Annotated in this window: 16 protein-coding genes, 2 pseudogenes and 1 riboswitch; of the genes and pseudogenes, 8 read left to right on the top strand and 10 right to left on the bottom strand. The window is 64.3% G+C overall.

Annotation, left to right across the window (positions count from 1 at the left end):
* Positions 1-24: 24 nt before the first annotated feature.
* The 3 genes and pseudogenes from AC1RWL_RS21010 to AC1RWL_RS21000 form a co-directional block, all read right to left on the bottom strand.
* A pseudogene (locus tag AC1RWL_RS21010) lies at positions 25-522 on the bottom strand (biotin/lipoyl-containing protein); the annotation flags it as partial.
* A gap of 168 nt (positions 523-690) precedes the next feature.
* Positions 691-1977, bottom strand: a pseudogene (locus AC1RWL_RS21005) (acetyl-CoA carboxylase biotin carboxylase subunit); the annotation flags it as partial.
* A gap of 62 nt (positions 1978-2039) precedes the next feature.
* The gene (locus AC1RWL_RS21000) at positions 2040-2990 is read right to left on the bottom strand and encodes a DMT family transporter (protein ID WP_493097050.1); all 951 of its coding nucleotides are present in this window, start codon (positions 2988-2990) and stop codon (positions 2040-2042) included.
* Positions 2991-3156: 166 nt separating this feature from the next.
* Between AC1RWL_RS21000 and AC1RWL_RS20995 the strand changes: the two genes are divergently transcribed.
* The 6 genes from AC1RWL_RS20995 to AC1RWL_RS20970 all read left to right on the top strand — a co-directional run bounded on the left by AC1RWL_RS20995 (position 3157) and on the right by AC1RWL_RS20970 (position 7341).
* On the top strand, positions 3157-3561 hold the full coding sequence (locus AC1RWL_RS20995; RefSeq protein ID WP_435268391.1) for a helix-turn-helix domain-containing protein: 405 nt from the start codon (positions 3157-3159) through the stop codon (positions 3559-3561).
* 84 nt (positions 3562-3645) lie between these two features.
* Complete coding sequence (locus tag AC1RWL_RS20990; RefSeq protein ID WP_439616839.1) at positions 3646-4773, top strand: S-(hydroxymethyl)glutathione dehydrogenase/class III alcohol dehydrogenase; 1128 nt, start codon at positions 3646-3648, stop codon at positions 4771-4773.
* 121 nt (positions 4774-4894) lie between these two features.
* Positions 4895-5362, top strand: a complete 468-nt coding sequence (locus AC1RWL_RS20985) for a YaiI/YqxD family protein (RefSeq protein WP_493097049.1) — start codon at positions 4895-4897, stop codon at positions 5360-5362.
* Positions 5359-6015, top strand: coding sequence for a DUF1345 domain-containing protein (locus AC1RWL_RS20980; protein ID WP_493097048.1), 657 nt, complete (start codon positions 5359-5361; stop codon positions 6013-6015). The genes AC1RWL_RS20985 and AC1RWL_RS20980 overlap by 4 nt, the downstream gene beginning before the upstream one ends.
* Before the next feature lie 18 nt (positions 6016-6033).
* Positions 6034-6867 (top strand): S-formylglutathione hydrolase, encoded by an 834-nt coding sequence (fghA, locus tag AC1RWL_RS20975; RefSeq protein ID WP_493097047.1) that lies wholly within the window; start codon positions 6034-6036, stop codon positions 6865-6867.
* A 159-nt stretch (positions 6868-7026) separates the two neighbouring features.
* The gene (locus AC1RWL_RS20970; protein WP_435265503.1) at positions 7027-7341 is read left to right on the top strand and encodes a DMT family transporter; all 315 of its coding nucleotides are present in this window, start codon (positions 7027-7029) and stop codon (positions 7339-7341) included.
* Here AC1RWL_RS20970 and AC1RWL_RS20965 read toward each other — a convergent pair.
* The 7 genes from AC1RWL_RS20965 to AC1RWL_RS20935 all read right to left on the bottom strand — a co-directional run bounded on the left by AC1RWL_RS20965 (position 7338) and on the right by AC1RWL_RS20935 (position 12820).
* Positions 7338-7721, bottom strand: a complete 384-nt coding sequence (locus AC1RWL_RS20965) for a DoxX family protein (protein WP_493097046.1) — start codon at positions 7719-7721, stop codon at positions 7338-7340. The genes AC1RWL_RS20970 and AC1RWL_RS20965 overlap by 4 nt on opposite strands.
* Positions 7722-7745: 24 nt before the next feature.
* A complete protein-coding gene (locus tag AC1RWL_RS20960; protein ID WP_493097045.1) occupies positions 7746-9278 on the bottom strand; it encodes an acyl-CoA carboxylase subunit beta in 1533 nt (510 codons plus the stop codon).
* A 90-nt stretch (positions 9279-9368) separates the two neighbouring features.
* Positions 9369-10019, bottom strand: a complete 651-nt coding sequence (locus tag AC1RWL_RS20955) for a hypothetical protein (RefSeq protein ID WP_493097044.1) — start codon at positions 10017-10019, stop codon at positions 9369-9371.
* Between the two features lie 71 nt (positions 10020-10090).
* Entirely contained in the window at positions 10091-10876 is a 786-nt protein-coding gene (locus tag AC1RWL_RS20950) for an ATP12 family chaperone protein (protein WP_493097043.1), read from the bottom strand.
* A complete protein-coding gene (locus AC1RWL_RS20945; RefSeq protein ID WP_493097042.1) occupies positions 10869-11534 on the bottom strand; it encodes an HAD-IA family hydrolase in 666 nt (221 codons plus the stop codon). Before AC1RWL_RS20945 ends, AC1RWL_RS20950 begins: the two co-directional genes overlap by 8 nt.
* Complete coding sequence (locus AC1RWL_RS20940; RefSeq protein ID WP_256115779.1) at positions 11534-12526, bottom strand: RluA family pseudouridine synthase; 993 nt, start codon at positions 12524-12526, stop codon at positions 11534-11536. The genes AC1RWL_RS20945 and AC1RWL_RS20940 overlap by 1 nt, the downstream gene beginning before the upstream one ends.
* 57 nt (positions 12527-12583) lie before the next feature.
* Entirely contained in the window at positions 12584-12820 is a 237-nt protein-coding gene (locus tag AC1RWL_RS20935; protein ID WP_256115778.1) for an Lrp/AsnC ligand binding domain-containing protein, read from the bottom strand.
* 267 nt (positions 12821-13087) lie between these two features.
* On the opposite strand from AC1RWL_RS20935, the gene AC1RWL_RS20930 reads away from it, so the two are divergent.
* Positions 13088-13375: a hypothetical protein gene (locus tag AC1RWL_RS20930; protein ID WP_439616847.1), complete on the top strand. Its 288-nt coding sequence runs from the start codon at positions 13088-13090 to the stop codon at positions 13373-13375.
* Between the two features lie 149 nt (positions 13376-13524).
* Positions 13525-13626: riboswitch (glycine riboswitch) on the top strand.
* Positions 13627-13753: 127 nt separating this feature from the next.
* Complete coding sequence (gcvT, locus tag AC1RWL_RS20925) at positions 13754-14923, top strand: glycine cleavage system aminomethyltransferase GcvT (protein ID WP_493097041.1); 1170 nt, start codon at positions 13754-13756, stop codon at positions 14921-14923.
* The last annotated feature ends 7 nt before the right edge of the window (positions 14924-14930 follow it).

Raw genomic sequence — 14930 nt, 5'->3', positions numbered from 1 at the left:
CCTAACAAATGTTAAGAACCGGCCTCACGCAAAATCCATGATGACCGCATCGACCGCGAGGCTCTCGCCCGGCTTGGCGCGGATCGCGCCGACCGTCAGGTCACGCTCGGCCCGCAGCACGTTTTCCATCTTCATCGCCTCGACGACGGCCAGCGTCTCGCCGGCCTTCACCTCCTGCCCCTCGCTGACGGCGATCGACACGACGAGGCCCGGCATGGGGCAGAGCAGCATCTTCGACGTGTCCGGCGGCAGTTTTTTCGGCATCAGCGCATCGAGTTCGGCAAGGCGCGGCGTGAAGACGCGGGTGCGCACGGAAAGCCCCTGCCAGTCGATACGCAGGCCGTTCGCGAAAGGCCGGAGCTGCGCCGTCACGCGACGTCCGTCGATCGTGCCGCGCCAGACCGGTGCGCCGGGACGCCAGTCGGTGGCGACGGCATCGTCGGCGGTGAGCGAATAATATGTATCGCCGATCTTCACCACCCAGTCCTTGCGCGCCGGCATTGTCGGGCGCAGCCGGTCCCCATGGTTTGCGCGGCGCTCGGCATCGACGAGATGGGCCGACAGCGCGACGCGGGCGAGGATGCCCGCCTCCTCCGCGTCCGGCGCCATGGGCGCAAAACCGTCCGGATATTCCTCGGCGATGAAGCCTGTGGAAAGCCGGCCTTCCCGCCAGCGCGGATGGCGCATCAGGGCCGCGAGGAAGGGCACGTTGTGCTCGATGCCATCGACCGTGAAACCATCCAGCGCATCGCTCATCGCGTCGATTGCCTGAAGCCGCGTCGGCGCCCAGGTGCAGAGCTTGGCGACCATCGGGTCGTAATACATCGAAATCTCGGCGCCTTCGTAGACGCCCGTGTCGTTGCGCACGATCGCCTCGCCGCTCTTGCCCTCAACGGGCGGGCGGTAGCGGGTGAGCCGGCCGATCGAGGGCAGGAAGTTGCGATAGGGGTCCTCCGCGTAGAGCCGGCTTTCCACCGCCCAGCCGTTCAGCGTGATGCCGGCCTGCGCCAGCGCCAGCTTTTCACCGGCGGCGACGCGGATCATCTGCTCCACGAGGTCGATGCCGGTGACGAGTTCGGTCACCGGATGCTCGACCTGCAGGCGCGTGTTCATTTCGAGGAAGTAGAAATTGCGCTGGCGGTCGACGATGAACTCCACCGTGCCGGCGCTCTGGTAGTCGACGGCCTTGGCGAGTGCCACCGACTGCTCGCCCATCGCGCGGCGCGTCGCCGCGTCGAGGAAGGGCGACGGCGCCTCTTCCACGACCTTCTGGTTTCGCCGCTGGATGGAGCACTCACGCTCACCGAGATAGAGCGTCGTGCCATGGGCATCGGCCAGCACCTGGATTTCGATATGGCGCGGATCGACGATGTATTTCTCGATGAACACGCGGTCATCGCCGAAGGAATTCTTCGCTTCCGAGCGGGCCCGCTCGAAGCCGTCGCGCACCTCGGTTTCGTCCCAGGCGATGCGCATGCCCTTGCCGCCACCGCCGGCGGACGCCTTGATCATCACGGGATAGCCGATCTCGCCGGCGATGCGCTCGGCATGCGCGCCATCCTCGATGACACCGAGGAAACCGGGCACGGTCGTGACCTTTGCTGCATTGGCGAATTTCTTCGATTCGATCTTGTCGCCCATGGCGCGGATCGCCTTTGGCTTGGGGCCGATGAAGACGATGCCCTCTGCCTCCAGCGCCTCGCAGAAGCTGGCACGCTCGGAAAGGAAGCCGTAGCCCGGATGCACGGCCTCCGCACCCGTCTCCTTGCAGGCGGCGATGATCTTGTCCGCGACGAGGTAACTGTCAGCGGCCGGCGCCGGGCCGATATGCACGGCTTCGTCCGCCATCTCGACATGCAGCGCGTCACGGTCGGCATCGGAATAGACGGCGACGGTGGCGATGCCCATCCTGCGTGCCGTCTTGATCACGCGGCAGGCGATCTCGCCGCGATTGGCAATCAGGATTTTCTTGAACATGCTTTCCTCCGGCAGTCTCTAAAGCGAGTCTTAGCCACTCAACAGGAAGCGCTCAAGGCACCTCAGTCGAAGGCGATGTCCGCGGTGACCTTGCGGGTCCGGTGCTCGCGCCAGATGATGAAGAGGCCGGAGGCGACGATGACCGCGATGCCGAGCCATTTCGACGGCGTCGGGAAATCGCCGAAGATCGCATAACCGAGCACCGTCGCGGAAATGATCTCGAAATATTGGAAGGGGGCGAGCAGCGAGAGCGGCGCCATGCGGAAGGCGCGCACGACCAGCATATGCGCATAACCCGACAGCGCGCCGAGGATGACGAGCAGCACGAGCGCAAAGGCGGATGCCGGCAGCGACGGCGCGAAATCGGCGATACCGGCCGAATGGCCGGCGAACAGCGCCACGCCCATGAAGATCGTGCCGCCGAAGCCAGCGATCGTCTGCATGGTCAGCGGTGAATCGGCGTCGCCGATGGCGCGGTTCATGAAGAGGTAGATCGAGTAGAGGAAGGCGCAGGCGACCGGCAGCAGCGCGGTCCAGCCGAAGAGCACGAAGCTCGGCTGGATGACGATGAGCGCGCCGCCGAAACCGACCACGATGGCCAGCCAGCGCCGCCAGCCGACCTTGTCGCCCAGGAAGGCCGCGGACATGGCGGTGAGGATGAAGGGCTCGACGAAATAGATCGCGAACACATCGGCAAGCGGCATGTATTTGACGGCCGCGAAGAACAGCAGGCTCGCAGCGCCGTGGATGACGCCGCGCAGCAGGTTCAGCCAGGGGCGTTTCGGCCGCAGCGTGGCGCTGCCGGCGGCCGTGAAGATCAGCGGGATCGTGCAGACGACCTGGAAGAAGAAGCGATAGAAGGTCACCTGCCCAGGCGACATGTCGGCGAAGGTTGCCATGTATTTGGCGATCGCATCCATGCAGGGAAGCAGCAGCATGGCGACCGCCATGAGCATCACGCCCTGCATGGTGCCTCCGCCCGCCTGCTGGTTGGTGCCGGTTGCAGCGTTCATGATGCGACTCCCTCGTTCTCCCCTGCATAGCTCTTTTCCACCGGCAGGCAATGCCGGAAATCCAGCCCCGGAAGGCCGGCGTGCGGGCGGCGCGAAGCGGCGCATTTGAGGTAGAATGCAATCCCGCATTGCCTGTAAACTCGCCTGATAAGAAATGGAGGCCGTGATGACCTTTCCCGGCGAAAACAACACCATCCCCTTCCCCTCGGGCCGCGCCGACGGTGATACGCTCGGCGGGCGGATCTGGCGCGCGCGCGATGCGCTGGCTCTGTCGCTCGAAGGCCTCGCCTCCCGCCTCGGCCTGCCGGAAGACACGGTCAGCGGCTGGGAACGCGACCACGCCGAGCCCGACACCAAGGCGATGTTCATGCTGGCCGGCGTGCTCTCCGTCTCGCCCTCCTGGCTGATCGCGGGCATCGGCGAGGCACCGGCGGACCCCTCCGGCGACGAGCACCTGCATCCGCTGCTGCGCCAGCTCAACGAGGTCCACCGGCTTCACGACCAGACCGGCAAGGCCATCGCCGCGCTGGAGGCGGAGATCGCCAATTTGATCAAAAAAGATCAAGGCTGACTTTTTTCCATTTGCCGCACTTGAGGCCTCGGGCCGGCTCTGCAATGGTCCGCCCGAAAAGAATCCGCATGAGGAGAGACGAAGATGGACGTACGCGCCGCCGTTGCCGTTCAGGCCGGAAAACCGCTGGAAGTCATGACCGTGCAGCTCGACGGCCCGAAGGCCGGCGAAGTGCTGGTCGAGGTCAAGGCCACCGGCATCTGCCACACGGACGAATTCACCCTGTCGGGCGCCGACCCGGAAGGCCTCTTTCCGGCGATCCTCGGCCATGAGGGCGCCGGCATCGTCGTCGATGTCGGGCCGGGCGTCACCTCGCTCAAGAAGGGCGACCACGTCATTCCGCTCTACACGCCGGAATGCCGCGAATGTTACTCCTGCCTGTCGCGCAAGACCAACCTCTGCACGTCCATCCGCGCCACCCAGGGCCAGGGCCTGATGCCCGACGGCACCTCGCGCTTCTCGATCGGCAAGGACAAGATTTTTCATTACATGGGCTGCTCGACCTTCGCGAACTATACGGTGCTGCCGGAGATCGCGCTCGCCAAGGTCAACCCGGACGCGCCCTTCGACAAGATCTGCTACATCGGCTGCGGCGTGACGACCGGCATCGGCGCCGTCATCAACACGGCCAAGGTAGAGGTCGGATCGACGGCGATCGTCTTCGGGCTTGGCGGTATCGGCCTCAACGTGCTGCAGGGCCTGCGCCTTGCCGGCGCCGACATGATCATCGGCGTCGACATCAACAACGACCGCAAGGCCTGGGGCGAGAAGTTCGGCATGACGCATTTCGTCAATCCGAAGGAGGTCGGCGACGATATCGTGCCCTATCTCGTCAACCTGACGAAGCGCAACGGCGACACGATCGGCGGCGCCGACTACACGTTCGACTGCACGGGCAACACCAAGGTGATGCGCCAGGCGCTGGAATCCTCGCATCGCGGCTGGGGCAAGTCGGTGATCATCGGCGTTGCGGGTGCCGGCCAGGAGATCTCCACCCGTCCGTTCCAGCTCGTCACCGGTCGCAACTGGATGGGCACCGCCTTCGGCGGCGCGCGCGGCCGCACCGACGTGCCGAAGATCGTCGAATGGTACATGGAGGGCAAGATCCAGATCGACCCGATGATCACCCACACCATGCCGCTCGAAGACATCAACAAGGGTTTCGACCTGATGCACGAAGGCAAGTCGATCCGCAGCGTTGTGGTATACTGACAAGAACACCGCTTTTGCTGTTCTTGCCTGCCGGGAGTTGCTAGACTTCCGGCAGCATCGTTTCAGGAAGCCACCATGTCGCAGGGCATTGCCGTATCGCTGACCTTTAATGACTGACGCCATGCCCACCATTTACGTTGACGCCGACGCATGCCCGGTGAAGCCGGAAATCCTGAAGGTTGCCGAGCGCCATGGCATGCCGGTGACTTTTGTCGCCAATTCCGGCCTGCGGCCCTCGCGCGATCCCATGGTCAAGAACGTCATCGTTTCCGGCGCTTTCGATGCCGCGGACAACTGGATCGCTGACAATGTCGGCGCGGACGATATCGTGGTGACGGCCGACGTGCCGCTGGCGGTGCGTTGCGTCGAGAAGGGCGCGCATGTGACCGGGCCGACAGGGCGCCTCTTCGACAAGGCGAATATCGGCATGGCGAGCGCCATGCGCGATCTCGGCGCGCACCTGCGCGAGACCGGCGAAAGCAAGGGCTACAACGCCGCTTTTTCGCCGCGCGACCGCTCCGCCTTCCTCGAAACGCTCGACCGCCTCTGCCGCCGGGCGAAAAATGCCAAGGCGGGGCCTGTGGCATGAAGGAAGGGCCTGGACCCAGGATCTACGGGCGCCATGTGCCCTTCTATGTCGGCATCGGCGCCGCCGCCTTCAGCCTGGGCGCGGCACTCTGGCTGAAGCCGGATTTCGCCATCGATATCGGGGCCGTCGCCTTCTTCCTCTGCTACCTGCTGCTGACGGGCTGGCGCGTGCCGCGCCTGACGGCCGCCCATCTCGAACATTACGCGACGGACAGCGACGAGCCGGTGGCGATCATCTTCGCCGTGACCTTCGCGGCCGTCGCCGTCTCGATGGGCTCGCTCTTCGTCGTGCTGAACCGTCCGGCTGCTTCGGGAGCCGAATTCGTCCTCGCCTTCGCCTCCGTGGCGCTCGGCTGGCTCACCATCCACACGATGGCGGCCATGCACTATGCCCATCTCTACTGGCGGCCCGGCAGCACGGAAACCAGCCCCGACGTCGGGAAAAGCCTGGATTTCCCGGGCGATGCCGCGCCCGGCGCCTATGATTTTCTCTATTTCGCCTTCGTGATCGGCATGACGGCGCAGACCTCCGACGTCGCGATCACCTCGACGCCAATGCGAAAGGTCAACCTGCTGCACGCGATCGTCTCCTTCTTCTTCAACACCGTGCTGGTCGCCGCCGCCGTCAATGCGGCCGTGGCGCTCGCCTCCTGACACAACCGGAGTTTCCTGATGAAAGTGCTTTCCCAGAACACTGCCTTCGGCGGCATGCAGGGCGTGTTCGCCCATGATTCCGAAGCCTGCAATTGCGAAATGACCTTCGCGGTCTTCGTGCCGCCGCAGGCGATCCGCGAGCCGCGCCCGGTGCTCTGGTATCTGTCCGGCCTCACTTGCAGCCATGCCAATGTGATGGAAAAGGGCGAATACCGCCGCATGGCCGCCGAGCTCGGCCTCATCATCGTCTGCCCGGATACCAGCCCGCGCGGCAACGACGTGCCCGACGAAATGACCAACTGGCAGATGGGCAAGGGCGCCGGCTTCTACCTCGACGCCACGGAAGCGCCGTGGGCAGAACACTACCAGATGTACAGCTACGTCACGGAGGAACTGCCGAACTTCGCAAGCCAGCACTTCCGTATGGATATGTCGCGCCAGGGCATCTTCGGCCATTCCATGGGCGGCCACGGCGCCATGACGATCGCGCTCCGCAACCCGGAACGCTTCAAGAGCTGCTCGGCCTTCGCGCCGATCGTCGGACCATCGACCGCCGACTGGTCGGCCCCCGCCTTCGAAAAATACCTCGGCACCGACAAGACGACCTGGCGCCAGTATGACGCCTGCGCGCTCGTCGAGGATGGCGCCCGGTTCCCGGAATTCCTGATCGACCAGGGCAAGGCGGACGGTTTTCTGGAAAACGGCCTGCGCCCCTGGCTCTTCGAAGAGGCGATCAAGGGCACCGATATCGGCCTGACGCTGCGCTTGCAGGAGCGTTACGACCACTCCTACTACTTCATCTCGACCTTCATGGACGATCACCTGAAGTGGCATGCCGAACGCCTCGGCTAAGATCATGGTATGGCGGGGGTGCATGGCTGACATGCCACCCCTGCCCTTGCCCTTGCCGTGCGGATCGGCAATATTCCACCCGGTAGACGGCTACCGCCGGACGTTTCGTCCGGTCACGATCGCGGGGACGGCCTCGCTCCTTTGAAACGGAGTGGCACCATGCCCTGGATTCTTCTGACACTCGCCGGCCTTTTTGAAATCGGCTGGGCGATCGGCCTCAAATATACCGACGGCTTCACCAAACCCCTGCCCACGGCGCTCACCGCCGGCTCGATGGTCATTTCCATCGTGCTGCTCGGCCTTGCCGTGAAGACGCTGCCGATCGGCACGGCCTATGCCATCTGGACCGGCATCGGCACGGTCGGCACGGTGATGCTCGGCATCTTCCTTTTTGCCGAACCGGTGACGGCGATCCGCATGGGCTGCATCGCGCTCATCGTCACCGGCATTCTTGGCCTGAAGTTCGCTGCCTAACGCCGGTTGTCGAGGGCGAAAGCGCCCGGGCCTGCTGTCGTCAAATAGAGGAAGACGAAGCAGAACAGCACCGCGGCGTCGCCACGGTTGTTGATCGGGAAGAAGCTGTCCGGCGCATGTTTCATGAAGTAGGCGACGGCCATGAAGCCGCAGAGCACGAAGGCCACCGGCCGCGTGAAGAGCCCGACGAGGATCAGCAGACCGCCGACGACCTCCAGCAGGCCCGCAGCGCCGATGAGGTTCATCAGGTCGCCGAAGGGCTGCTCCGCGGGCGGGAAATTGAAGAATTTTTGCGTGCCATGCTCGATGAAAAGCAATGCTGCCATGATCCTGAGTGCTGCAAGCGCCTGCGGCTGGTAAGCGGAGAACCGATCGAACATGCGTGGACGTCCCTTCCGTTTCAGTCAGAGCGGAATGTTATCGTGTTTCTTCCAGGGATTTTCCAGATTCTTGTTGCGCAGCAAACGCAGGGCGCGCGCGATGCGCTTGCGCGTCGAATGCGGCATGATCACCTCATCGATGTAACCGCGCTCCGCCGCCACGAAGGGCGAGAGGAACCGGTCCTCATACATCTTGGTGTGCGCCGCGATCTTTTCCGGATCGGCGATATCCTTGCGGAAGATGATCTCGACCGCGCCCTTGGCGCCCATCACCGCGATCTGCGCCGTCGGCCAGGCATAGTTGAAGTCGCCGCGCAGGTGTTTTGAGGACATGACGTCGTAAGCGCCGCCATAGGCCTTTCGCGTGATCAGCGTGACCTTCGGCACGGTCGCCTCGGCGAAGGCGAAGAGCAGCTTGGCGCCATGCTTGATGAGCCCACCATATTCCTGCGCCGTGCCCGGCAGGAAGCCCGGCACATCAACGAAGGTGACGACCGGGATACCGAAGCAGTCACAGAAGCGCACGAAGCGCGCTGCCTTGCGGCTGGCGTCCGAATCGAGCACGCCGGCCAGCACCATCGGCTGGTTGGCGACGAAACCGACCGTCGAGCCTTCGATGCGCCCGAAGCCGCAGACGATGTTCTTGGCGAAATTTTCCTGGATCTCGAAGAAATCGCCCTCGTCGACGGTCTTGAGGATCAGTTCCTTGATGTCATAGGGCTTGTTGGCATTGGCCGGGATGAGCGTGTCGAGCGATTCGTCGATCTCCTCGACCGACTGGAAGCACTCGATCTCCGGCACGGGCGACGTATTGGACTGCGGCAGGAAATCGATGAGGCGGCGGACCTGCAACAGCGTATCGACGTCGTTGTCGTAAGCGCCATCGGCGATCGAGGATTTCGTCGTGTGCACGGAGGCGCCGCCGAGTTGCTCGGACGTCACCGTCTCGTTCGTGACGGTCTTCACCACGTCCGGGCCGGTCACGAACATGTAGGACGTGTCGCGCACCATGAAGATGAAGTCGGTCATGGCCGGCGAATAGACGTCGCCGCCGGCGCACGGCCCCATGATCACGGAAATCTGCGGGATGACGCCGGAGGCGAGCACATTGCGCTGGAACACTTCCGCATAACCGCCGAGTGCTGCCACGCCCTCCTGGATGCGCGCGCCACCCGCATCGTAAAGGCCGATGATCGGCGCGCGGTTCTTCAGCGCCATATCCTGGACCTTCATGATCTTCTGGGCATGGGTTTCGGAGAGCGAGCCACCGAAGACCGTAAAATCCTTGGCGAAAACGAAGACGGTGCGGCCGTTGACCGTGCCCCAGCCGGTAACGACGCCGTCGCCGGCAATCTTCGTCTTCTCCATGCCGAAATCGGTCGAGCGGTGCTCGACGAACATGTCGAACTCCTCGAACGAGCCCTCGTCGAGAAACACCTCGAGGCGCTCGCGCGCCGTCAGCTTGCCGCGCTTGTGCTGCGCATCGATGCGCGCCGCACCGCCGCCCATGCGGGCGCGCTCGCGCCGGACTTCGAGCTCGTGGAGAATTTCCTTCATGATGCCTCGGTTCCTCCCGTGTCACCAAGGACTTAGCACGCGGAACCGGGGGCTTTGAAGAGGCGTTCTCCAGATCGATGGTCTATAGGATCAATCGCAGCTGATCGTCTGGGTCACGACGCAGGGCGCGACCTTCTTCGTCGAGCCTTCGGCCAGCGCGCGCGACCGCACCGTCAGCGCCGCCTCGGACGGAATGACGAGCGCGCGCTTCGGCGCGCCGGAATAGGCCTGGACGGAGCGCACCGTCGCCGTGCGACGCTTGCCGCCGGCATATTTGCGGCCCTTGCCGGGCCGCTTGGCATAGGAGGCCTTGCCCGCAGCGACTGGCGCCAGATGGTAGGCGAGCGCCACGCGCTTGGCGATCGCATCGCCGAGCGCCGCCTCGCGGCCTTTACGGGCCGGCATGAAGCTGTTGACCGTCAGCGTTTTGCGCGACGAGGCGCCGCCGCCGAGATCGGCGAGCGTCACCGTGACCTTTGCGGAACTGTGCCCGTCGCTCGCCTGTTTCACGCCGGAAACGCGGATATCCATGGCAGCGCGATCGATCTGCACCGGGCGGCGGGTCGCCTTGGCGGCGCGCTTCAGGTGTTCGCCGGTGCGCTTCAGCACCGTGTTGGGCACGCTGTCGTCGCCGCTCACCACGACCTTGCGGATATCGCGGACGGGATAGCCGTCATCGGCATGGGCGGTGGTGGAAACGAAGAGGCAGGCGGAGAGGAGAGCGCGGACAAGGAACTGCATGAAACTACCGGTATGCGATGTCGGATTTCGGCCGCGTGCCAAAATGGTGCGGAAATCTTAACAAAGTCTTTTCAGCGCGGGATTTCCACAAGCACGGAGGCGGCCACGTCCATCTCCTCGCGGCGCAGTTCGCGGCGGCGGAAGGCTTCGTCGTCCATGCCCCAATGTTCGATCTGCCAGTCCTCGTCGACATGGGCGAGCGACCAGGCCTTGTCGGTGTCGATCACGCCTTCGGCAAGCGCCAGCGCCAGCAGTGCCGAGCCGGTAAGCGTGGTGACCGTGTGCAGGCAGGCCAGCGCCAGCGGATGGCGCCAGGCGGAAAGGGCTGCGGAAAACGCCGCGATCGCCGGCGCCGGCTGTTCCTGATGGATCACGCCTTCGACGAGGATGAAGCGTGCGCCCTTGGCCTCGGCGGCCCAGCGGATGACCGGATCCCAGCCGTCGCGCTGACGCTCGACGAGGCCTTCGGGCGAATCGGCGCGATAGCAGAGAAGGTCCGTGCCGGCGAAACGCACGATCTCCTCGAAGACGGCATCGAAATTGTCGGCAACGCCATCGACGGCGGTGTTGACGAGGCGGGTCACCGGCATCTTCGCCGGATCGATTTCCTCGCCCTGCCCGTCCCACTCCGCCTTCAGGCGATCGGCGATCGGCTGCGCCGGCACCGCGAGCAGTTTCTTGGCCGGCGTGCGCACCGGGCGGCCGTCGAGCAGGATGCGGAAGCCTTCTTCCGCCAAATCGGTGGAAACGTCCTTGTAGAAACGCTTCGGCAGCGGGCGCTTCATCTGGATCTGCGCGCGGCGCACCGGATCGGGGTCGCTCATCGCGTCGGAAAGGTCGCTCAGGATGTCACGCATCGGAAATCTCCAACCAGTCGAGGAGGTCGGCGGGCGTGCGCAGGATATGGTCCGCCCCCGCCTCCACCAGTTCGGGCACGCTGGCATAACCCCAGGCGACGCCCACGGCCTTGGCGCCCGCCGCCTTGGCCATCTGCATATCGTAGATCGCATCGCCGACGACAATGGTCGCCGCCGCATCGATGCCCGCTTCGCTGCAGCATTCCGTCACCATGCCCGGATGCGGCTTGGAGGGGCAATCGTCCGCCGTGCGCGAGACGAAGAAAGTCTTTTCGAAGCCATGCGAGGCGCGGATGAGATCGAGGCCGCGGCGCGACTTGCCGGTGACGGCGCCGAGGATCAGGTCGTCCTGCCGCTCCAGTCGCGCCATCAGGTCGGCGATGCCGGGGAAAAGCGGCTCCTGGAAACCGGGCTCATTGCGCACGCCCCCATAGATCGCCTTGTAATGCGCGGTCATCGCCAGCGCCTCGTCGTCGACATGCGGCTTGCCCTGCATGCGGGCGATCGCGATGTCGAGCGTCAGGCCGATGATCGCCTTGGTCTCGGCAACGTCCGGCCGCGCATAACCGAAATCGGCGAAGGTGCGCGCCATGACCTCATGGATCAGCCCGACGCTGTCCACCAGCGTGCCGTCGCAATCGAAGAGAACGAGCCGCATCAGTCGTCGTCCCCTTCCGCAGCACTCAGGTCGAAACCGAAGAGGTTCCAGGTCTGCACCATGTGCGGCGGCAGCGGCGCGGTGATCTTGAGGCGCCCGCCGGACGGATGCGGAATGTCGATCTGGCGCGCGTGGAGGTGCAGCTTGTTCTGCACGCCGCCTGGGAAGTTCCAGTTGACGTCCGCGTCGAAATATTTCGGGTCACCCAGGATCGGATGACCGATATGGGCGGCGTGCACGCGTAGCTGGTGCGTGCGGCCGGTATAGGGCTCCATCTCCAGCCAGGCGAAGTTCTGCGCGGCCTGCTCGATAATGCGGTAGAAGGACACCGCGTGGTCGGCGCCGTCCTCGCCGTGCTTGGCGATGCGCATGCGGTCGCCGTCGGGCGTCTGCTCCTTGACGAGCCAGGTGGAAATCTTGTCCTCGCGCTTCTTCGGCACGCCCATCACCAGCGACCAGTAGGTCTTCTTGGTGTCGCGCTCGCGGAAGGCGGCAGTGAGTTTTTGCGCGGCGCCGCGCGTGCGGGCGACGACGAGCACGCCGGAGGTGTCGCGGTCGAGGCGGTGCACGAGGCGCGGCTTCTCGCCCTTCTGGCTCGTCCAGGCTTCCAGCATCTGGTCGATGTGCCGGTTGACGCCGGAACCGCCCTGCACGGCGATGCCGGCCGGCTTGTTCAGCACGATGACCTTGTCGTCCTCATGCAGCAGCATGCGCGACAGGAGTTCGCCATCCGGCGAATGCCTGAGGTCGCGACCGGCGATCGGCCCGGACTTCACCTTGGCATCGACTTCCATCGGGGGCACGCGGACCACCTGCCCCGGCTGGATGCGGGTGTCGCTCTTCACGCGCCCGCCATCGACGCGCACCTGGCCGGAGCGCAGCAATTTCTGGAGCTGGCCGAAGCCGAGGCCCGGATAGTGGACCTTGAACCATCGGTCGAGGCGCATGCCCGCCTCGTCGTTGTCCACCTGCCTGTGTTCGATGCCTGCCATCTTCGCCTTCTTTCGTTGCGCCGTGCTTTAGCGCAAGAACGGGCGGAGGGGAACAGCTTAGAAAGCGCGGAAAGTCAGCGTGGTCAGCGAGCGCACGATGCCGGGAATGGAGGCAACGTGGTCGTTGATAAACTTGCCGATCTCTTCCTCGCTGTCGACATAGATCTTCAGGAGCAGATCGTACTCGCCGCTGGTGGAATAAAGCTCCGAGATGAGTTCCGTAGCGTAAAGCGCATCCGCGACCTCGTAGGTCTTGCCCGGAGCGCATTGCAATTGCACGAAAATCGGCTTCATCGGTCCTCCCGCGCCATTGGCGGCATGTTTTTGTCTTGACGCAGTTTCGGGTGCAAAACCGCTTCACACTTTTGCTGAAACCGCTTTGTCCGCCCGATTCCGGCGGCATTCTGCGCCTGTTATGGCGGAATTGCCCCGCCGATGGCAAGGCCGACCGAAAGTCGCACAGACTGTTAAAATTCGATGAAAATACAACCATGAAGTTTTACATGCAGGAAAGGCGCAACTGATAAATTGCACCAACTCAAACCAACCTCGTTGAACGCCATGACTCAGATCGTGACAGTCTCGCCCGCCACCGCCGCCTATGCCTCGCAGGGAATGCGACCGCAGGTGCGTGCGAACACGCTGTTCGAGGAGCGCATCCACCACTGGAGCGAGGACGCCAAGATCCGCGGCGATGCCCGTGTGCTTGCGGTGCTCAACGTCATTCATCCGCCGGCGCTCGCGCTGGCACTCATCACGGCGCCCGGCAGCACGCCGCAGGTGACCGTCGCCGAGGCGCAGCGCCTCTATGGCGAAAACGGATCGCCCCCGCTGCCGGAAACCGTCTGATCCTCCCTCAGAAAAATCAGCCGTCCTCCAATCTTCTTGAAGGCCCCCGCCCCGGGGCCTTTTCTTTGCTCCTTTCCCCCTACGACAAAAAATTGCTCGGCAGCGACGCAGCGCTCTTGCCAAAGCGCAGGCAAGGTCGTTATCTGGGGCCGACCTCGCTGGGAGAAACCGGTCGCCTTTTACTAGGCAAGACCGGTGCCGAAGGAGCAACCGCCCCGGAAACTCTCAGGCAAAAGGACCAGCAAGGTGCCGTCGGAACTCTGGAGAGAAGCGTGAAAACGCTCGCCGAAGGGATAACAATCTCAGGCGAAGGGACAGAGGGGGCTCAGGAGAACGGCGCAGATGCGCCTGGATTGTGAGCCGGCGCCCGGAAGAATCATGGGCGCCCAAAGACTGGGAGGGCGCCTTTTGGACGTATCGTCAGACCTCAAGAAAACCCCGCTTCATGCGCTGAACCTGTCGCTCGGCGCCCGCATGGTGCCGTTCGCCGGCTATGAAATGCCGGTGCAATATGCGGCGGGCGTGATGAAGGAACATCTCCACACCCGCGCGGCGGCCGGCCTGTTCGACGTGTCCCATATGGGCCAGGTCACGGTGCGCGCCCGCTCCGGCGACAATGCGGATGCCGCGCGCGCGCTCGAAACGCTGGTGCCGGTCGATGTGCTCGGCCTTGGCGAAGGCCGCCAGCGCTATGCGCTCTTCACCAATGACGACGGCGGCATTCTCGACGACCTGATGATCGCCAACCGCGGCGACCATTTCTACGTCGTCGTCAACGCCGCCTGCAAGGAGGCGGATTTCGCCCATATGCAGGCGAAGATCGGCGATACCTGCGAGCTGACGCTGCATGACGACCGTGCGCTGGTCGCGCTCCAGGGGCCGCATGCGGAATCGGTGCTCGCCGAGCTCTGGGCCGATATCTCCTCTATGCGCTTCATGGACGTGCGCGCCTGCGACCTGCACGACGCCGACTGCATCGTCTCGCGTTCGGGCTATACCGGCGAGGACGGGTTCGAGATTTCCATTCCGGCAAACCTTGCCGAAGCCGTCTGTCGCCGCCTGCTCGACCATCCAGACGTGCTGCCGATCGGTCTTGGCGCCCGCGATTCGCTGCGCCTCGAAGCCGGCCTCTGCCTCTACGGCAACGACATCGACACCGGCACGACGCCGGTGGAAGCGGCGCTCGAATGGGCGATGCAGAAGGTCCGCCGCAAGGGCGGCGAGCGTGCCGGCGGGTTCCCGGGTGCCGATATCATCCTCAACCAGCTCGAAAACGGCACGGACCGCCGCCGCGTCGGCCTGAAGCCGGAAGGCCGTGCACCCGTGCGCGGCGGCGCCGTGCTCGCCACCGATGCCGAGGGTGAAGACGTCGTCGGCACCGTCACCTCCGGCGGCTTCGGCCCGAATGCCGATGGCCCCGTCGCCATGGGCTACGTCACCAAGGCTGCATCCGCGCCTGGCACCCAGCTTTATGCCGGCGTGCGCGGAAAATTTCTGCCGATCACCGTATCGGCCCTGCCCTTCGTCAAGAACACCTTCAAACGCTGACCAGAAA

The organism is Shinella sp. GW821-FHT10F02 (assembly GCF_058809275.1).
Note: the sequence above shows the minus strand (reverse complement) of the source record. Positions and strands in the feature narration are given on the sequence as shown.

Coding starts and splice junctions, on each gene's coding strand:
- AC1RWL_RS21000 (WP_493097050.1), bottom strand. CDS start 2,990: ATGAACGCTGCAACCGGCACCAACCAGCAGGCGGGCGGAGGCACCATG.
- AC1RWL_RS20995 (WP_435268391.1), top strand. CDS start 3,157: ATGACCTTTCCCGGCGAAAACAACACCATCCCCTTCCCCTCGGGCCGC.
- AC1RWL_RS20990 (WP_439616839.1), top strand. CDS start 3,646: ATGGACGTACGCGCCGCCGTTGCCGTTCAGGCCGGAAAACCGCTGGAA.
- AC1RWL_RS20985 (WP_493097049.1), top strand. CDS start 4,895: ATGCCCACCATTTACGTTGACGCCGACGCATGCCCGGTGAAGCCGGAA.
- AC1RWL_RS20980 (WP_493097048.1), top strand. CDS start 5,359: ATGAAGGAAGGGCCTGGACCCAGGATCTACGGGCGCCATGTGCCCTTC.
- fghA (WP_493097047.1), top strand. CDS start 6,034: ATGAAAGTGCTTTCCCAGAACACTGCCTTCGGCGGCATGCAGGGCGTG.
- AC1RWL_RS20970 (WP_435265503.1), top strand. CDS start 7,027: ATGCCCTGGATTCTTCTGACACTCGCCGGCCTTTTTGAAATCGGCTGG.
- AC1RWL_RS20965 (WP_493097046.1), bottom strand. CDS start 7,721: ATGTTCGATCGGTTCTCCGCTTACCAGCCGCAGGCGCTTGCAGCACTC.
- AC1RWL_RS20960 (WP_493097045.1), bottom strand. CDS start 9,278: ATGAAGGAAATTCTCCACGAGCTCGAAGTCCGGCGCGAGCGCGCCCGC.
- AC1RWL_RS20955 (WP_493097044.1), bottom strand. CDS start 10,019: ATGCAGTTCCTTGTCCGCGCTCTCCTCTCCGCCTGCCTCTTCGTTTCC.
- AC1RWL_RS20950 (WP_493097043.1), bottom strand. CDS start 10,876: ATGCGTGACATCCTGAGCGACCTTTCCGACGCGATGAGCGACCCCGAT.
- AC1RWL_RS20945 (WP_493097042.1), bottom strand. CDS start 11,534: ATGCGGCTCGTTCTCTTCGATTGCGACGGCACGCTGGTGGACAGCGTC.
- AC1RWL_RS20940 (WP_256115779.1), bottom strand. CDS start 12,526: ATGGCAGGCATCGAACACAGGCAGGTGGACAACGACGAGGCGGGCATG.
- AC1RWL_RS20935 (WP_256115778.1), bottom strand. CDS start 12,820: ATGAAGCCGATTTTCGTGCAATTGCAATGCGCTCCGGGCAAGACCTAC.
- AC1RWL_RS20930 (WP_439616847.1), top strand. CDS start 13,088: ATGACTCAGATCGTGACAGTCTCGCCCGCCACCGCCGCCTATGCCTCG.
- gcvT (WP_493097041.1), top strand. CDS start 13,754: ATGGGCGCCCAAAGACTGGGAGGGCGCCTTTTGGACGTATCGTCAGAC.